Source organism: Mesorhizobium sp. M1163 (assembly GCF_040318415.1).
In the GTDB taxonomy this organism is placed as follows: Bacteria; Pseudomonadota; Alphaproteobacteria; order Rhizobiales; family Rhizobiaceae; genus Mesorhizobium.
Window position 1 is genome coordinate 1 of record NZ_JAMYMF010000063.1, and the last position, 18527, is coordinate 18527.

Annotated in this window: 11 protein-coding genes and 6 pseudogenes; 8 read left to right on the forward strand and 9 right to left on the reverse strand. The window is 57.5% G+C overall.

The features are described from left to right. Nucleotides 1-193: 193 nt before the first annotated feature. Nucleotides 194-408 (reverse strand): annotated as a pseudogene (locus NKH43_RS33295) (hypothetical protein); the annotation flags it as partial. A 100-nt stretch (nucleotides 409-508) separates the two neighbouring features. Between NKH43_RS33295 and NKH43_RS33300 the strand changes: the two are divergent. Then, a pseudogene (locus NKH43_RS33300) lies at nucleotides 509-1405 on the forward strand (IS481 family transposase). Nucleotides 1406-1647: 242 nt separating this feature from the next. On the opposite strand, the gene NKH43_RS33305 reads toward NKH43_RS33300, so the two are convergent. Next, nucleotides 1648-2940 carry an ATP-grasp domain-containing protein gene (locus NKH43_RS33305; RefSeq protein WP_352861753.1) on the reverse strand — a complete coding sequence of 431 codons (1293 nt, stop codon included), beginning with the start codon at nucleotides 2938-2940 and terminating at the stop codon, nucleotides 1648-1650. Nucleotides 2941-3430: 490 nt separating this feature from the next. Next, nucleotides 3431-3705, reverse strand: a pseudogene (locus NKH43_RS33310) (transposase); the annotation flags it as partial. Nucleotides 3706-5065: 1360 nt separating this feature from the next. Between NKH43_RS33310 and panD the strand changes: the two are divergent. From panD to NKH43_RS33330, 3 genes and pseudogenes are all read left to right on the forward strand, one after another. Next, entirely contained in the window at nucleotides 5066-5494 is a 429-nt protein-coding gene (panD, locus tag NKH43_RS33315) for an aspartate 1-decarboxylase (protein WP_352861741.1), read from the forward strand. Between the two features lie 1164 nt (nucleotides 5495-6658). Beyond that, nucleotides 6659-7822: a M24 family metallopeptidase gene (locus tag NKH43_RS33325; protein ID WP_352861742.1), complete on the forward strand. Its 1164-nt coding sequence runs from the start codon at nucleotides 6659-6661 to the stop codon at nucleotides 7820-7822. A gap of 103 nt (nucleotides 7823-7925) precedes the next feature. Then, nucleotides 7926-8358 (forward strand): annotated as a pseudogene (locus NKH43_RS33330) (hypothetical protein); the annotation flags it as partial. A gap of 208 nt (nucleotides 8359-8566) precedes the next feature. Here NKH43_RS33330 and NKH43_RS33335 read toward each other — a convergent pair. Next, entirely contained in the window at nucleotides 8567-8926 is a 360-nt protein-coding gene (locus NKH43_RS33335) for a GNAT family N-acetyltransferase (protein ID WP_352861743.1), read from the reverse strand. 379 nt (nucleotides 8927-9305) lie between these two features. Next, on the reverse strand, nucleotides 9306-10100 hold the full coding sequence (gene ehuB, locus NKH43_RS33340; RefSeq protein WP_352861755.1) for an ectoine/hydroxyectoine ABC transporter substrate-binding protein EhuB: 795 nt from the start codon (nucleotides 10098-10100) through the stop codon (nucleotides 9306-9308). Between the two features lie 376 nt (nucleotides 10101-10476). Here ehuB and NKH43_RS33345 point away from each other — a divergent pair, with 376 nt between their 5' ends. Together NKH43_RS33345 and NKH43_RS33350 are read left to right on the forward strand one after the other, a co-directional pair. Beyond that, nucleotides 10477-10821 carry an ATP-binding protein gene (locus NKH43_RS33345; protein ID WP_352861744.1) on the forward strand — a complete coding sequence of 115 codons (345 nt, stop codon included), beginning with the start codon at nucleotides 10477-10479 and terminating at the stop codon, nucleotides 10819-10821. A gap of 57 nt (nucleotides 10822-10878) precedes the next feature. Continuing rightward, nucleotides 10879-11446, forward strand: a pseudogene (locus NKH43_RS33350) (integrase core domain-containing protein); the annotation flags it as partial. 27 nt (nucleotides 11447-11473) lie between these two features. Here NKH43_RS33350 and NKH43_RS33355 read toward each other — a convergent pair. The 3 genes from NKH43_RS33355 to ectB form a co-directional block, all read right to left on the reverse strand. Beyond that, nucleotides 11474-11947: a GNAT family N-acetyltransferase gene (locus tag NKH43_RS33355; RefSeq protein WP_352861745.1), complete on the reverse strand. Its 474-nt coding sequence runs from the start codon at nucleotides 11945-11947 to the stop codon at nucleotides 11474-11476. Between the two features lie 226 nt (nucleotides 11948-12173). Continuing rightward, entirely contained in the window at nucleotides 12174-13634 is a 1461-nt protein-coding gene (locus NKH43_RS33360; RefSeq protein ID WP_352861746.1) for an aldehyde dehydrogenase family protein, read from the reverse strand. A 254-nt stretch (nucleotides 13635-13888) separates the two neighbouring features. Next, on the reverse strand, nucleotides 13889-15205 hold the full coding sequence (gene ectB, locus NKH43_RS33365) for a diaminobutyrate--2-oxoglutarate transaminase (protein ID WP_352861748.1): 1317 nt from the start codon (nucleotides 15203-15205) through the stop codon (nucleotides 13889-13891). Between the two features lie 474 nt (nucleotides 15206-15679). Between ectB and NKH43_RS33370 the strand changes: the two genes are divergently transcribed. Continuing rightward, the gene (locus NKH43_RS33370; protein WP_352861749.1) at nucleotides 15680-16000 is read left to right on the forward strand and encodes a hypothetical protein; all 321 of its coding nucleotides are present in this window, start codon (nucleotides 15680-15682) and stop codon (nucleotides 15998-16000) included. Between the two features lie 442 nt (nucleotides 16001-16442). Further along, complete coding sequence (locus NKH43_RS33375; RefSeq protein ID WP_352861751.1) at nucleotides 16443-16907, forward strand: Lrp/AsnC family transcriptional regulator; 465 nt, start codon at nucleotides 16443-16445, stop codon at nucleotides 16905-16907. A 165-nt stretch (nucleotides 16908-17072) separates the two neighbouring features. Here the strand turns inward: NKH43_RS33375 and NKH43_RS33380 are convergent. Next, nucleotides 17073-18024 (reverse strand): annotated as a pseudogene (locus NKH43_RS33380) (IS481 family transposase). Nucleotides 18025-18527: the final 503 nt, after the last annotated feature.

Below are 18527 nucleotides of genomic sequence, written 5' to 3' on the forward strand. Positions count from 1 at the left end.
CCGCTCGGTGCTAGCCCAATTTGCGGACCGTTTGCGTGCAGCAGGGGTTGAAGACCCCAAGGCCTCCACTCCAAGAGTGCTGCATGACCTTTGGCCAGCCTGAGACAGACGTCTGTATGAGGGACGAATCGACCGCTGGGCGAGCATTTCGACCGGGAAACCAATTTGACTATGCCTCCTGAACTGCGCCGAATCAGGCGTTGCTCCAAAATCGCAAAGTGTGGCATGGCACTTGGTTCCATAGCTGGCTTTGCTTCTGGCACGGGATCAGTTTGGCGAGTTTCCTAGGTTCAGGGCGGTGGCCGAGAGGTGGAACTCGTCGCAGACACCGCTCGGTCCTCGTCATCGCAGTCGATCGGGCTTCAGAATGCGTTTGAGGTGCGCAAACAGCATCTCGACCGGCCCGCGGCGCAACGTGAGCTAGGTTTGAGCTTTCAGGAGGTTGTCCATTCGGACCGGCCCGAGGAGGCTGGAGTTACCAGGCTTCAGCACATCCCGGAGGGTCCGAATGAACATCCACAAGAATGCCCGTCTCACGCCTGCTGCGTCGAGAGGAGATGGCGCTGGCGGTGATAGAAGGCGGTTCTTCCAGCCGATGCGGCGCGAACGTATGGTGTGTCGGCCAAGATCGTGGCGCGCTGGGTCGAGCGCTACAATGCCGAAGGCAGCGCAGGCATGATCGACCGCTCATCGCGGCCCAACGTCATGCCGAACCTGACCGAACAGGCCGTGGCCGAGCGCATCGTCGCCTTGCGTCGCCAGCGGCTGACCGGCAAGCACGTCGCCATGGAGGCCGGCGTCTCGCCCGCCACCGTTAGCCGGGTTCTCAAGCGTGCCGGGCTGTCGCGGCTGAGCGACATCGAACCGGCCGAACCGGTCCGTCGCTACGAGCGCGAGCACCCGGGCGAGATGATCCATATCGACATCAAGAAGCTCGGCCGCTTCAGCCAAGTCGGCCATCGCATCACGGCGATCCGCAAAAAGGGCAAGTCGCGCGGTGCCGGCTGGGAGTTCGTCCATGTCTGCATCGACGACGCTTCCCGCATCGCCTTCTCGCAAATCCTGCCCGACGAGAAAAAGGAGAGCGCCATCGCCTTCCCCAAGGCGGCGGTCCGCCTATTACGCCAGCCTCGGCGTCGCGATAGCGCGCGTCATGGCCGACAACGGCTCCTGCTACAGATCGAAGGCCTTCGCCAAGGCTTGCCGCGATCTCGGCCTCAAGCATGTCAGGACAAGGCCCTATACGCCGAAGACCAATGGTAAGGCCGAGCGCTTCATCCAGACGGCGCTGCGCGAATGGGCCTATGCCATCGCTTACCCGACATCAGACCACCGCGCCGCCGAACTGCCTGTCTGGCTCCATCGCCCACACGGCAGCCTAAAGTCAAAACCACCTATCAGTTGACTCGCACATGCGAGGAGGTCAGAGCATGTCCTTGGGCGAGAATAGGCGGCCTGAATCGGCCAAGAGTAACTGCCGGCGCAGATTTCGATACCGCCGTCGTCAGTTACCGGCCGGTTGCGACAAATGTAGTTGTATATTTTCGTCATCTAATAGCGGGATGGACCTTAAGCTTTCCACCCTACGCCGTAACGCCAGCCAGAAATGGAGCCGCTAAAAGCTTTTATGCCGGCGACGATCACCCCTTATCTGCCGCCACCCCCCAATGGTGCTGGGAGGTGAGGGGCCGCAGATTGTTCCTGTTCGCCAAGGGCCGGAAGTGGTGTGATCGACCAATCGATTAAGTCGACGGCGCTCTGAAGTATCGCCTCGGTCTGAGCAAGGTTGGGTGAAGCGGCGATGACATGTCCGATCCAGTCTCGGTAATCGCCTTTCCTGACGATCGGCGTCTTGGGTTCAACATACAATTTGACCTCTGCGGCACCTGGTACAGCAGCCGCCCGACTGTCGCCATCGATCCAATCCAGGATGCCGTCGCGATCAGGAACCAGGAACCGCGCGGCCGCAGTCTGCGAATGCCTTCTGCGCAAATCACATTCCTCGCCGATGACAAGCTTGATGTGCTCGGTGATGAGGTCGATACCGCAAGCCAGTTGGACCAGTTGAGGCTCGAGTGCGCCAGCAAGACGCGGATTGACTTCGATGACGACTGGGCCACGCTTCGTCCAACGGAGTTCAATGTTCGTTGGCCCCCAGCTAAGGCCGAGAGCTTGCAAGCAGCTCAGCGAAACATCAACCACACGCTCATGCTCATCATCAGTCAGCGGGGCCGGAAAGGTCGTCTCACGGAAGACGAAATGCGGTGGGGGAACGAAGTCAACGGCGACAATCCCAATAACCTCAGTTCCCATTATCTCGGCGCTATAAAAGGGACCTTGTGCGAATTCTTCAACGAGTATCCTCGGCGTAGACGGCCAAATGTGCTTCCCGCCGAATAGATAGGTGGTATGCTCGGCTAACTCATAGACGTTGCGGCACAATCGGACCCCCATGCTGCCGCTGCCGATGGCTGGCTTAACAATCACCGGCAGTCCGATCTCCGCGGCAGAGCTTTCTACCTCCGTCGCATTCGCTGCCAAGCGATAAGCAGGCCCTGGAACGCCGGCCCCCGCGAGGAGCTGACGTTGAGTAAATTTGTCGCAGCATCGTTCAATGGATGCGGGATTCGGTCCCTTTAGATCGAAGTGCCGGCAGAGCTTGCCAACTATCGCATAGACTGACTCGTTGACGCCCGCAAAGCCAGTAATGCCAGCAATGTCATGGGTCGCACTTAGCCGGGAACATTCCTGGATCAGCGCATCGAGATTGCATGTATCGACACGAATTGCTTCACTCCTTTCCGCCGCAAGATAGTCGTACTGAACTGGATCAGCCGACAGGGTAATTGGATGAAGACCAAGACGCCGCGCCGCTTGGACGTATCGCAGACCATTACCCCTTGAATGGCCTTCAACCAGGATGAGCGCTCTTCTTGCCATTTGCTGTTGACCTCCGTTGCGTGCTGTGTAGTGGGTCTGAGCAGAAATAGGCATCAGTTTTTTGGCCGCGCCTGACCTTAGACTTTATGGTGAGCATACCAGTGTCAGCGAACTGCGATCACGAAGATTCAGAAAATTTAATTGAAGGATTCATTGCAACGTTTTGATTACCCGAGGTGTGGCCCCCAGCGTCTCGACGAATTTTGGAGGGTTGTAATGTTCAAAGATGCTAGTTTGACCTGAAAAAGTTTAAACGTAATCTGACAGACGGTGTATAGACTAAAGCGAAGCGCGGCGTGACAAAGCGCTCGCGCACCAGCACGACCTGATTCCGACCTAGCCCATCCTATGCACCAGCGGCCTGGTTACTTGCCGCTGGACGTTCGGGCATAGAGGTGTGAGGCGTCATTTTCACCGTAGCTGAGACTGGACTTTGGAACGCGCTCCATAGTCAAGTTATCGGGTTCGGCGGGGCTTTGCTGCCCGGCCCTCATCGCCCTTCGGGCTGCAGCGCGATGGCAATCGCTCGGAACAGACTTGCCTCGGGACATGCGGTGGCGAAGGTCAGACGGATGCGCGAGACGGTTCAGTAACGCGGGCGCCGAGCTTGAGAAACCTGAGCCGCAGTGGGCGAACTCGGTACGGAGATGATAGGTCATGGGCATCTCCTCCCGTAGGGTGAGCTCAACCAGTATACGGCGGTGTGCAGGACGAGAGGAGGGCGCAGTCGGCAATCGGTGAGCGGCAGCTGGTGCGGTCGGAGGAGCGGGCGGCGGGTGCGGATACGTGACGCGTTCCATGAAGATTCCAACATCGTCGCGATCGCGGAACGAAATATGAACCGGGCGAAACCGTCGGTTACAGCTACAAGGCCGACGCGGTCGCCGACATTTTACGAAACGCTTGCCGCGGCTATACGTTGGCCACGGGCCACATCAGTTGGGAGGCATCAAGATCTACAAAGGGCGACCTATCCTTTATAGCTTGGAGAATTTTTCCTGCGACGATCTCCGGACGCCGGTGGGAGCTGACATGTTCGACCTTATGCTAAGGATCAAAGGGTTTAGACGGATGCTGGGGGCGACGGTCGACGAGTACCCGACGGCAGAAGGACGTGTAGAAGCGCTCTCCGTCCCCGTCTATTGTAAGAGCGTTGTTGACGCTGTCGAAACCATTTTGGGACCGAGATCATCATCGAGAACGACGTTGGACTCATCAGACTGAGGCCGAGCTCTCCGCGATAAAGTGGCTCGGATGCTTTAAAACCTGAACCAACAGGCGCGGTCTGACGGTGACGTGGCCGTGAGTGCCTGCACCGCCAAGCTGCAGCACATTTCCATCCATGCAGCCGCGCTTTGAATGGCATCCAATGGAACCATTACCTCGGCATGCCCGCTGGATGATACCGATTTCGCGATCGGCTGGGCTGATCCTGGCCCATCGTCTCGAAATCGATTCAGGCGGTCGCGACCCATGGCGCCAAGGCGAGCGATATCGACCGGGCAAGTAGAGCCGACCGTGAACCACACTCTCAATCAACGCATGTGCAGAACCAGATGACCGGCTGACTGGAGCGATTCATAGTATGCATAGACCAACGTCCGTTTGGCGGTCTCCCGATCGAAGCCTCGGGCTTGCTGCCTGGCGCTCAACTTCTTCCCGGTCTCCGAGGTCACCAATGGCGTCTCAAGTAACAGGTCCGACACCTACGTCGCTCTGTCGGGTCCGCGACACAAGCTTCTTGATCCCATCTCTGGTTTGGCCTCAGGCTAAATCGCTGAAAGGGATCGCAAAATTCTGTCTCTGGCCCGACCAGCCAAATTGGCATGAGGTTTGCTACGTTGGTTGCGAGCCGGTGGAAATCAATCGAAGGAAAGGAACATGTCAGCGACTGCGTCGGATCTCATTCGAGAAGGGGGCACAGCAGACCGGCAATGCCTCCAACTCATAACGGACCAACTTGCGACTGACCGTCTCCTTCTGACAGCTCCGTCGTGACTATCGATCTCGTCTTAAAGCCAAAATTGGACCTATCGCAGCACATCGATCAATTCCCGTCCCTGGGACCGAGACACTGCAGTCGCTCGTCGGCGCAGTGATCCATCGCCGAAGAGGAAATCTGTAGATGAGAAAATTCGTTGCCGCCAAGCTTCATTGCATCACTGTAACCGACGCGAATTTGAACTACCACGGTTCAATAACTCTGGACCCAGATCATTGCGACGAGGCGGGTATTCTTCCAATGGAATTCGTTGAGATCTGGAATAAGGCTTCAGGCGCGCGAATCAGTACGTACGTCATTTACGGCGAGCGGGGTTCTCGTTGCTGTGTGCTGAACGGAGCCGCTGCTCGCACCTGCCAGGTCGGGGACGAGATAATCGTTTGCTCCTCCGCGTACGTCGAGGAGCATCAGATGGTAGAGATCAAACCGCGAGTGCTGACGTTCCACCGGGACAATTCTGTCCGCGACCGCATGTTCTACGATGGTTGGATCAACGATGATGGAACGAAGGCGTTCGCGATTCGCGAGGGCTCTCCTGGCGGTAACGCCTAAAGATCCGAGTCGGGCCAATCGCTGATAGCTCACGGGGGTTGACTAGGCGATGAAGGCCCGCGGTCGGTAGCGTACTCGCCCGTCCAATCCCTGATAGGCCGCCGGTCACCGGTGCCATTCCAACAAGGCACCAGCTCGACAAGCTGCCCTTCTGCGCATTGGTAATGGTATCGAACTGATCCTGGAAGACGATCTGCTGCGCCGGATGGTCGAACTTATGCGCCGTCAGCCAGCGGTTATGAGCGGCAGTCTAGTGCTTGCGCGACTGTCGGAGTTTTTGTGCGCGAGGCTTTGAAGGAAAGGAGAGAATCATCACATGGCTTTTAGCCGGTCGAAATCCGTCTGAGGTTTTTGGCCGACGATTTGGACGATCTGAAGAAGGCGCTTTCCGAGCGGATTCTGAATCCGGGGCGGAGGAGCATCTCGATGAGGAACGGATGGGGGGAACGGCAATCACCGTAACGGCTTATCAAGAAGTTTTAATGGGCCTCATCCCTCGGGACAGAGCCGGCACCTTCGATCTGAAGCCGACGTCAAAAACCAGCGCAGAGCGCGACGCAATTGGGATCAGGTGTTTCCTTCCTTGCCTTCCCCGAAGGGCGCGGAGGATCATCTACAAATAAATTTACAGAATCTTCATGATCGCGGACCGCTAACACTGGTACGCTCACCATAAGTCTGCGGTCGGGCACGCTGAAAGAACTGCTGGCCGATTTACGCTCAGACGACCACGCAGCACGTAAGGAGGGTCAACAGCCAATGGCAAGAAGACCGCAAATTTTGCTTATCAAGCGCTAATGGTCGCTCTTCCGCGGCCCGAGTCCTTGACGGCATGCTTCCGCCTCTCAACTCCGCTCCACTCGCACGTGGCACAGGCCCGGATATCATGCGGGTCGCGCGGGACGAGAAGCACCCGCCCGGATCTTTGACGGCAAAGCCCAGTGGCTGAGTTACTTGACCGTCAGCCGAAGGTTCAATTAGCCGCTTTGAGTCCATCAGGTGGCCAGATGAGTACAATATGGAAACTAAATTTGAGCCAGCCGCTGTTGCGGGTGATTGTCCGATTAGACGGAGGCGTGAATTGGTCGCGCATTTGGATTTTGCCGAACGTCCGGGTAGCGGAACGGCACCTTCTTAACGACAAGCCAGCATTGAGGTGATCTAATGACCAGTATAACTTCAGCAGTTCCGCTGACGGACCTTCCATTTCCAAAAACCGAGTATGAGCGCCGTCAGCGGAAAGTGTTCGAGGCTATGGAACGAGCCAACCTCGACGCCCTGATAGTAACCGCTCATGGCCACCTTCAGTATCTCAGCGGCTATGACGGGCGCGGTGCATATTTCATGCCGTTCCCATTGATCCTCGGACCGGGACAAAAGCTCACCTTCGTCGTCCGAGAGTATGAATTAGGCAGCGTCCGTCCAGATAGCTGCGTCGAGGAAATAGTACCTTACACGGAGCAGTCCGACTTTGTGCCAGTTTGCGCCGATGCCATTCGGCGGTTCGGCTTGAAGGGGCGCAGAATTGGGCTTGAACTCGGCTGCTGGAACCTTGCACCGGCGGATGTTAGTGCGCTTCAGGTGCAACTTTCCGATTTCAAATTTGCTGACGCGACTCGTCTGGTAGCGACGGTGGCAGCTGTAAAGACGGAGATGGAACTCGAAGTCATGCGCTTCGCTATGGAACTGACTGACGTGGCCGTTCGAGTTTTCCAGCAGTCCCTGCGGGAGGGCATTACGGAAGCGGAAGTGGCGGCGAATATTGAAAGCGAAGTCGAGAAAGCCGGGGGTACAGTAAGGGCGACTTCCTCAACGCTATTGTTTGGCGAGCGGACGAAGTTTTCGCACGGCAGTCCCAAGCGCCATCCGATCAGAAAGAACGAGCCGGCCTTTATGGAACTTGGCGGTGTAAAGAACGGTTATGCCTGCGGATTGGTCCGCAGCGCCGTACTTGGTCGACATGCCGAGACTGAACTTTTGCACGACCTCTCGATTGAAGCTCTGGAGGCGGTTATTTCTGCGATAAAACCTGGTGCGACCGCCGGCGAAGTTGATGCCGCCGGAAGAGGAGTCCTAAAGCGACATGGGCATCCTGAGTTTCTAAACCACAGGGTCGGCTACCAAACCGGGATCAATTGGGTGGAGCGCGGTAACATCAGTCTTGAGCCCGGTGCTACAGACATACTCGAGCCAAATATGACCTTGCATATGCCAATGATTCTATGCGGAGAAAGTGGTTACCTGATTGGAACCAGTGAGCACGTCTTAGTGACAGAGCATGGTGCGGAAATACTCAGCCGCACACCTCATACGCTCTATCGTGCATAATTGAAGGGCGGGAGTTTTTTGGAGTCGATGCCGGGTACACAAAACGGCGCGATTCGTCACCGACACGCTGGCGTCGTTCGGTGTTATTCTCCTCGAAGCCGGAATGGGCGTATTCAAGTTCATGTCTCCGATGCTGCACGCCACGCGCTGCAGAGCAAACGATTGTCCCGGAAGGATATTCGGATATTCGGATATTCTGCCGTTCTTCAGTGTTGCCGCCCTGCTTGAGTCAGTATCGAGGCCTGTGCTTCAGGTCACTATTGGGCTTGGGAGATCAGGAAGCTCGGACATAACGCCCGGCTTATTCCGCCATCCTATGTGAAGAAGAACGATGCCTCGGATGCTGCGGCTATCTGTGAGTCAGTCTTTCTACCTGGCAAGCGGTTCCTTCCGATCAAGTCCGAGCAGGATCAGGCATCCTAATGCTGCATAGAGCTCGCGGCCTTCTTGTTCGGCAGCGTACAATGGCTGCGTGCGCGATCCGAGCTCATCTGGCGGAGCACGGCCTCGTACAAAGCTCGGTTGCCGAAAACGTCATCTGGTGCTCCTTCAAAATACCGATGATCTGTTCGTCAGAAAATCTCGATCGCTTCATTGCCTGTCTCCTCATCCGGGGAACAGGCTAACCTCAAAGCGAGGACAATTCAGGGAGCACGTCGCTATGGCTCGATCGAGATCCACTTTCGCCTCTCACAACGGCGATGAAGACCCCGCAAAGCCAGAGAGAGACTTCTCCAATAACCATTAGTCGATACAGAGGCTCCACCGGCTCCATCGCATGGTGTCGGTGGTCGGAACTGCACCGAGCGAATGATAAAAAGCAATTCCGCCTTCGTTAGACAAGAGTGTTTGCCATTGAATCTCTTCGCATCCTCTTCCGCGGGCAAATTCCACCAATACCCTAAACATTGCTCTCCCAATTCCCGAACGCCGCGCCTCGGGTTGGAGGTAAATACAATCGAGATAAAGGTGGGTTTTTGCCGACCATGTCCAAAGCCTGATCGAGGCGGTCATGTATCCTGTGAGAGTGCCAGGACGATTATCTCCTTCGTCACAAACCAACCGAATAACTGGGCAGGTGTTCCAAAGAGCGCCGAGTTCCATTGGGCACTCAGGTCCCGGTCCGCGATCGTCACCCCTTCCAAAGCGGCGTGTTCGTCACAAAGTTTGCGCAATTGAGAAAGATCTTTTGGACTTAAAACTCTTGTTTCCACACAGTATTCTCCTGTTATCGTCACTAGCGTTCAGGTAATCTGAAAGTGACATGCGTCTTAGGAGCGGTGTACCTCAGGGATCTGCTCACGCAGCAGGCTGATCTGGCACGTGCGCCAGCCCGCATACTTGCGTCACAACCGAGACCTTGGTGGGCCTCGCCACGAGCACATCTGCACAGCCGCTGAAGTGGCGATCTGTTCGTTTCAGGCAGCGAGGCCCGCCTTGCGAGCACCGCCACGCTGTGGAGTTGCGATCAGGGCGCATTGCTTCAGTCCTTGCAGAGGTCAGCGGTCTTTTTGCCGTCCGGCAGATTGCCTTTGCCGTAGCCGTATTTGCTGAATACTGCCATCATTTCGTCAGAGCCAATATAGTCTTTCAATACGGCGTTGAACGCGTCGACCGCAGCCTGCTCGTTGAGCGAGAAGGCGATGGCGGGATGGTCGGGGAGCACGGGCGAGGTGAACGGGTCGGCCAACTCAACGCCGTGATCCTTCTCAACAAGTCCAGTCGCATTAAAGTAGTCGAGAGCACCGGCGGCGCGGCCGGCCTTCACAGCCTGTGCGACCTCCGGCGGTCCTGCGACCTGCATGATCTTGTCGTCCGCGATGCCTGAATCTTGCGCGTTCTTGACCGCAGTGTAGCCGGCGCCAGTGGCGAGGGTGAGCCCCTTGTCGCGCACATCCTCGTAAGAATGCAGTCCCCCCGGGTTGCCCTTCGGCACGAGCAGTGCGTCGTACTCCAAGGCGACCGGTTCGCTGAACAGCACGTTGCGGCAGCGATCCGGCTTGATCCACATGCCGGCCGTGATAATGTCGAAGCGACCAGCCTGCAGGCCGGGGACAAGTGAGCCCCATTCGGTTACGACCGGCTCGATTTTGGTCGTGCCCATCTTCTTCAAAATGTCCAGCGTCATCTCATTCTCCACGCCGAGCAGTTCGCCGTTGGCACCGGGATAGGCGCCGGGAGGCTCGTTGGTGAAGCCGAGGCGGATCGTTTCTCCATTCTTGATCCTCTCGAGCAGCGACTCCGCCGACGCCGAACCGGCGAACGAGGCGACTGCCAGCGAGCGCCGCCATGCCCAGTGCCGTCATTCCCCCCAAGATTGCAGATCTAAAGCTGTAGTCCTCGTGCTTCCACTTGAGCATTGGTTAGTCCGCCCGTTTTCGTTTCGCCGCTCGTCTCCCAAAACGCATCGTGAGACATCCGGCGGTTCCCATTATCGTGCGGGCCTTAGAGTCGCGCCTCGGAAGCCTTGGGACGTTCCAGCTAGCCAGGCCACGGCACCCGCTTATGAATATAACAGCGCAACGGAAGCGCCTTCTGCGAACCTCTCGGTGCAGACGCACGAAATCGGCGTTTTCGACGCGCGCACACATTTCCATCGATCTATTTGATCGAAGCAAACTGAACGTGTCTTTGTCCCGACCGGCCGGAAAGTCATGGCAGGCCTGCGTCTTCGGCCTGCGAGTGCCGCGCCTGTTCGAGGACTTTGCGCTCGCCTGCCTCGATGGCCGCTTCCCGCGCCTCATCAACAAACTCACCCGCGCGCAACTGCTCGTCCCGATGACTTCGGGACCCACAGCCTCACCGACCAGCAGCGCTTCCATCTGTTCGAAATCGTCGAGGAACGCTATCGGCGCAAATCCACCATCATCACCGCCTGGGCCCCGGTGGCTAGATGGCATGACGTCGCCGATGCCATTCTCGACAGGATCGTTCACAACGTCCACCGCATCGTGCTCCAGGGTGACAGCATGCGAAGCAAAAGGCCGCGCCTCTCTTAACCGGCACCGAAAACGGCGAAATCAATTATAACGCAACAAGGCACCCTTAGCTGCTAGAACAAGCCACCGGAGCGCCGGGCGAATGCGAAGCTGCGGGAGGATCGTGCGGAGGCAGTCGGACCGGACGACGTATGGGCGATGAACTTCGGGCAAGAAGATCCGTGTCCTGAAAGTCGTCAACACGCTCTCGCGCTATCTGCCGACGCCGTGACCCGCAGTTCAGTTATGGCGCCGAAGACGTGGCGAGGATGCTGGAGCAGATCTTTCCCCTATCGTCCATCCGAAGACTATCCGGGGCGACAGGCTCGGAGTTCGTCTCCCGCGACCTCGATCTATTGGCTTACATGAATGCCGTGACGCGCTTGACTTCAGCCGGCTAGGCAAGCCGACCGGCAATGCGAACATCGTAGCGTTTAACGGTTGCTTCAGGGGGATGTCTGAACCCCCTTTGGTTCCTGACGCCTTCCGACGCGCCGAAAAGATGGAGGATTGGCGCAGATACTACAACGAGGAGCGCCTTTACCCAATCGCAATTTCGCCCAGAGATGTCCCGGGACGGACTAAAGATCGCTCGTGTCTCGCCAGCGCTCCTCGCACGCCAATGCCGGCCGATCCGATCCTGTGAATTAAATGTGATTCCGAACACTGTACCTTATTTGGTGGCCGACTTTTCAGCGACACGCTCCATGATAGTGCTGTAGGGGACAAAACCCATGCGAGACCAGAAGGCCTTGCCACCAGGATTCGTCTCCACCACCTCGAGGAAGATCCTTTCGTTGTCGTTGAAACGAGACTGAATAAGCAGTTCGAGAGCACTGCGGCCAATTCCCGAACGTCGGTGTTGGCGGCTGATGTAGAATTGCCGTAAATAGATGCGTTCCCCGCTCGGCTCCGCATTGTCTGGCTCGAAACGGTGGGTGGCGAAGCCCACAATCTCGCCGTTCTGGCTGAAGAGGTCTACCATCCAATTTTCGCAATTCACCAACCGGAGAAACCGCTCCTTGAGTTCCGGGACCGTCATCGGGTTTCGATGCTTCTCGTCCTCTATCAACTCGCGGTTCAACATTGCCAACTTGTCGAAATCTTCGGCTGTGGCTCTGCGGATCTCGATTGTCTCTGGAAGCACTGTGATCTTCTCCTGACCCGTTCGACCCACGCGGCGGGCTACACAATGTTCTCATGATTTGTCCCGTAATGGCTAAAGCCTGTTCGCAGCCAAAAACCCTGCCACCAGGGTTGTTCTCGATGACGTCGAAACGGATCCTCTCGCCGGGCTTACCGCGTGCACGGTCGAGTTCATTGAATGCTGCATGCCCCACACTGCCGCGCCGTCGGTGACGAGCAACAAGCATTCAATTTCCAGATGATGGCTGCGAGATCCGAATACCGACGTTTCTCGTCTGAACGTAGCCGTCCAGCCCTTCTTGACCCTTCTCCCTGCCGTAGCCGGACTGCTTTACCCCACCGAACGGTGTTTCTACGCCGCCGACGTACCATCCATTCACGTACACTTGGCCAGCCCAAAGTCGATCGGCGGTCCAGAGGGCCCGGTCGATATCTCTCGTGAACACACCTGCTGCCAAGCCGTGATCGGTGTCGTTCGCGAGATCGACCGCCATTACCGGATCATCGAACGTGGTGACGGCAAGAACAGGACCGAATACTTCTTTCTGGAAGAGACTGCTGTCTCGCGCGACACCGGCAAACACCGTGGCCGCCATGAAATAGCCGCTCCGCTCCGAAAGTGCAGTCCCGCCGGTTACGAGTCGTGCGCCCTGCGAGAGGGCCGTCTGGCAAGCCCCCTCGACACCCTGTCGTTGCTTTTGGGAGATCAACGGCGTGATGTCGCAGTTCTCGCGTCCCGGACCGACCGACAGTCCTTGGACGCATACTTTCACCCGTTCCACCAGTTCGTCTGCAATAGAACGCTCCACAATCAGACGTGTAAGGTTGTTGCAATTCTGGCCTGCATTTAGAAAGGTCCCGATGCGTACCGCTTCCACAACACAATCGAGATCGGCGTCGGAATACACAACTGCAGCCGACTTGCCGCCGAGTTCCATTATGCACGGCACGATCCGCTCCGATGCGCTCCTGAGGACCGTCCGCCCGGTAGTTATCGAGCCCGTGAAAACGATGTGGCGAACATCGGGATGTTCGATCAGCGCCTGGCCTGCTATTTGGCCGTATCCAGTGAGCACGTTGACGGCTCCGGCAGGCAGCCCAGCGGTCTCGCACGCCCGTGCGATTTCAATTCCAGATAGGGGAGCCAGTTCGGGGGACTTCACCACCACTGAGTTGCCGGTTGCGATGGCGCAGGCCAGCGAGCGGGCCGTCAGTTCAAGTGGACCATTCCACGGAACGATCTGGGCGGACACGCCAAAGGGACTTCTGACAGTGTAGTCGACCAGGTTGGCCCCGCGCGGTATCGAGCGCCCTTCAAGCTTGTCGGCCAAACCGCCATAGTACCGCAGGTATCTGATGGCGGTCCGAACTTCGTCACGGGCGAGATCTAGACCCTTCCCCGTCTCGGCGCAGTTGACGACTGCGATCTCCTCGTGGCGCGCTTCAAGTGCGTCGGCTACTCGAAACAGCATGCGTCCGCGATCATAGGGATGCATGCCTATCAGAACGCGGTCGCGAAAAACGCGGTGAGCGGCGGCAACGGCGAGCTCGACATCTCGGGGTCCTGCTTCAGCTACGATAGCTATCGTTTCGGCGTTCGACGGGTCATCGACCTCGATACGTGTGCCGGACACAGAATCCCGCCACTCGCCGTCGATATAATTTTTGATTACGTCGTTGCTGGCCATTCCAGTCCTCTTTCTAAAGGCATCAATCGGTCCCAACCACGAAGGTGGCGGAGTGATAGTGGGTCGCCGCCCGCAGGAAAACGGCACCCACCGTGGTGTCGGCCCGGCAGCCGGAGTCTGCCGTTCGGCCGCTTCGCCTCATGTCATATCCCAAGGGGGAACGGCCCTCCCGTTCCGTCGGCGCGAACTGCGAACACCTCGAATGTCGGAATGCTGTGCTCCCGGCCCGCCAGCGGACCCGGGTTGCTATGCAGCTAGCAAGCCGCGCTTCGACTCTCGAGGGTAGCCGCTACTGCGCTAATGCTGTCGCGAATGATAGACAGACCACGGCGCAGGTCAGCCTCGGCAATGGTGAGGGCAGTCATGAACTTAAGAACCTCACCGTACGAGCCAGCGGTCTCGATCACCAAGCCGCGACGAAAAGCTTCCTGGGAGACCAGACCCGGCAAGGAGTGGTGCTTCGGCGAGACGAGTCCATACATCAATCCGCGGCCTCGTACGCTCAGGTCGAGGGTGCGGAAGTCGTCTGCGATCGACTTGAGTTCTTCAGCCAAGATCGCGGACTTGCGAGCGATCTCCTCCTCAAACTTGGAGTCGGACCAGTAAGTCTCAAGAGCCGCGCGAGCAGTGACGAAAGCATAGTTGTTGCCTCTGAAAGTGCCGGTGTGCGCGCCAGGCGCCCAGACATCAAGTTCAGGCTTGATGAGAACAAGGGCCATTGGGGTTCCGATCGCCGACAACGACTTTGAGAGGGTAACGATGTCCGGCACAATTGCAGCTGTTTCGAAACTGAAGAATTTGCCCGCGCGACCGACCCCGGCCTGGATGTCATCGAGGATCATCAGGATCTCGTGCCGCGATGTTAGCTCACGCAGCCGTTGCAGCCAATCAACGCTCGCAGCATTGATGCCGCCTTCACCCTGAACCGCTTCCAGGATCACTGCGGCGGGTTTATCGAGGCCACTGTTCGGATCATCGAGAAGCTTCTCAAAGTAATCGATCGTGTCAACTGAAGCGCCGAGATAACCCTCGTACGGCAACGATGTCACGTGCGCGAGGGGAAAGCCGGCAGCAGCTCGGTGCTCCTTGTTTCCGGTTGCTGCCAATGCTCCAGCGCTTTCCCCATGAAACGAGTTAGTAAACGAGACGATGTTTGACCTGCCAGTCACCTGGCGAGCGAGCTTTAGGACCGCCTCGACCGCGTTCGTGCCTGTGGGACCGGGAAACTGCAATTTATATGTCAGACCACGGGGCTTCAGAATGTACTGCTCAAAAGCTTCGATGAAGGCCTTCTTGGCAGTCGTGGCAAGGTCCAGCCCATGTACAATTCCGTCGCGCTCGATATAATCCAGCAACGCCTTCTTGAAAGCTGGGTTATTGTGCCCGTAATTCAACGCGCCTGCACCCCCAAAAAAGTCGAGGTATTGCCGACCGTCTGCAGCTATGAGGGTGGTTCCAACTCCACGGTCGAATAGGGCCGGGAACGCCCGGACGTAGCTGCGCACCTCAGACTCAAGGCGATCAAAAACAGCGAGGCTTGCATCGTTTGTAGGGGTGACCAGCTTGTTCATAGGGAAAACTCCTCGAATTGGCAGCCTGCAAACGCTTCAGGCCTGTCCTTTTTAGCAGAGATCGGGGCGTATCAGTGCCGCTTGGTGAAAATAGCGCGTTAAATTGGTCGCCTTTTCGCAAATTATGGCGGTGATATGCAGGAATGGTGCGAAATTGAGCAGAAATCGCGTACGTGCGGCGGTTTGCGGCGTAACGGTGACGATTTCCCCTTCCATGGGTAAGACGGCTGGTCTCGGTCCATCAAACCAGGCTGGCGGCCCTAGCACTTCGCTCTTTCATACACAAAATGGCGGTGTCGGCAGGGCAAGCCTTAGATTGTGCCGCCAAGGCGAAAGCACCAGAGATAACAACGGAAGCGCCCCCCTGCGCCGCGGCCAAGCGAATCTAAGAACTTCGACTTTCCTTGTGATTTAGCCGCTGGAGCATCGTCTAGGCGGGCGCATCCCGAAGCCGATACTTGCCGCGCTAACTCCTTGGGCGGTGCGGTTCTGCCAGGCGGCCAGCAAGGCTTCGGCTGGAATGCCGCTTTCGATAATGCGGGCTCGCGCGTCTTCGCGCACCAGAATCTTTCCAGCTTAGTCGCCTGGCGTTTTGGGTTCTATAACCACCTCGACCCGCTCGAGACGGGCCGCAAGCCTTTGCAACGGGGCCCCAGTTTGTTCTTCCACGGCCGGGCTGCCTTTGCCACCTCCGCGCGCCGCCCGCAACGTCTCGCAACCTATCAAAGTAACTTGCGACCGGAGCAAATAATCGTGGCCAAGGAGTGCTATCCGGCATCGGCGCCGGCCGAATGACCTCGCTCGAACAGATCTCCACATTGGAAGACGGCGCGCCAGCCACGCCGACCCGCGTCCCGTGGGGCGTGACCGCACCGCTCTAATTGTCCTGCGCCTCCAGCAAAACAGCCGGGTGTCTTCGGGCGAGCGTCGAGGACGCTGCCGACCGATTTGCATCACGTTTTCAGCGTCGCTTGGATAAGTCGTGCCTCCCTCCGCAGACTAGCGCCGCTAGGATGTTGCGGACTTGCCGCCCGCCGGTCCGCAAATGCGTCAAAAATATCAATCATCAATTGCCCGTCTCCCTAGACCACGTCAGACGCTAGGCTCCGCACTTACGATTGGCGTCGCGCCCTTACTGACCCGATCGTTTGGGCTTCCGTCGGCGCGGGGCTGAGACTATAGTCGAGCGCATAACGCAGTTTTTCTGCGCAAATGTCGGCTATTCCGGGGATTGACGATGGATTTGGATCGGATTGACTTGAAAATCTTAAGCGCCGTTCAGCGCAACAATCGGCTAACAACGGAAGAATTGGGTCAATTGGCCGGTATATCGCCCACCGCCTGTCAGCGGCGATTGAAGCAGTTGCGACAAACTGGCGTGATTGAGGCTGATGTTGCAGTTGTGTCACCTGAGGCTGTGGGCCGGCCTCTGATGATGCTGGTCTTGGTCGACATTGAGCGCTATCGTTCCGATGTCATCGATCGCTTTAAGCAGGCTCTACAGCGCGCACCTGAAGTCATGAGCGCATATGCTGTGACGGGCAATGCCGATTTCGTTCTCATTCTCTCGGTGCGTGACTTGGCAGAGTACGACGCCTTCTCGCGGCGTTTCTTCTTTGATAGCCCTGCTGTTAGAAATTACAGCACAATGATCGTGATGGATCGCACTAAGGTGACATTGGCGGTCCCAATTGACGTGTAGCGAGCGCAATCTTGGCGTGTGGGTAGAATAGGTGACAGTGGGTTCTTCCATCCATCCGATATGACTGGCGCAGAATTCAAGAAGACGGATTTGCGATCCATAGGCGATGATTAGCGCAGTGCGACCCATCATTCTGCTCCACTATGCAGTCGTGGTATGACGGCCCTAGGTGTTCAGTCCCGAGGTCAAGTGGACCGGATCGAGCCTGAAGCGATCTGGCTGTTTGGCCCATGCCGTACAGATGGCTTCATAGGGCGTTAGACCGTGAAGCGTCTTGAGTCGCCCTGCGAAGCAAGGAAGGCAGCGAGGTGGTTTTCGAGCTGACGGTGGGTCTCGTAATGAAATCGCCGGACAGTTGCCTCCTTCAGCGTTCGGTTCATTCGTTCGACCTGGCCGTTGGTCCATGGGTGGTTGAGCTTGGTGAGACGGTGATCGATGCCATGCCTCCAGCAGGTCCGGTCGAAGGGGTGGCCGCGCCAACGCGCGGTAGGGCCATCCCGGTTCCTGGGCAGGTCGGCGAACTGGATGCCGTTGTCGGTGAGCACGATGTGGATTTTGTAGGGGACGGCTTCGACCAACTCGTCGAGGAAAGCCCTGGCGGTGACTGCGGTCGCCTTCTGCATCAACCGAGCGAAAGCGAACTTCGAGGTCCGATCCACTGCCACGAATAGATAGAGCTTGCCCTCCTCGGTTCGGACCTCCGCGATGTCGATGTGGAAATAGCCGATTGGGTAGCGCTTGAAGGGCTGTTTGGCTGGCTTGTCGCAGGCGACCTCGGGTAAGCGGCTGATCCCGTGGCGCTGAAAGCAACGATGCAAGGACGACCGCGTCAGGTGCGGGACCGTCGCTTGCAGCGCATAGAGACAGTCATAGGCAGCAGCGTATGCTTGCGGAAGGCGACGATCATCGCCTCCTCCTCGGCCGTCAGAACGGTGGAGCGTACGGTCTTCGGACCCATCGGCGCATCATGGACGAAGGTCCGCTTGCGCCACTTGGCGACAGTCTTCTGATTTAGACCGTGCTGCGTGGCGAGTTCTTTGAGCGGAGCCTTCGATCGCTGTATTGCTGCTCGGATAGCGTGCGTGGTCGTGGCGCTGCCGTGGAGTATCTGTCCCATAGCTGATCCCTAAATGAAGGGTCAGCTTGACTGATTCCCCCACACTCCGGGACCAGACACCTAGGCTCAAGAAGTCGTCAGGATGTTTGGGGTGGAAGACCAGGCCGGCATCACAGCCCCGAGGTGGAGGTCCGGCAATAATTTGACGAATTTTCGACAAGCAACAAGAAATGCGCAGATTTGCTGCGGGAAGGGTGGATTCTTCGCACAACCCTTTGCTGGGGCCTTGCTAGCTTTGAAAGCAAAGGCCGTCGCATGCTGCCCTGCTCGCAGGGAAGGCTGAAAAATTCGAAGCGACAGCCCAGTGCGAGAGGCGAGGGCGCGAGATCCCGTATCGATGCACGCGGATTAGGGCGGATATTTCTTGGGCGCCTCATTTTACCACAAGCGACGACCGGCCCATTTCAACTCGCCGGCTGCGGAGAATCATATTGAATTTCGATTATATTGTTGTAGGTGGCGGTTCATCTGGATGCGTTATGGCGAACAGGTTATCCGCCGAT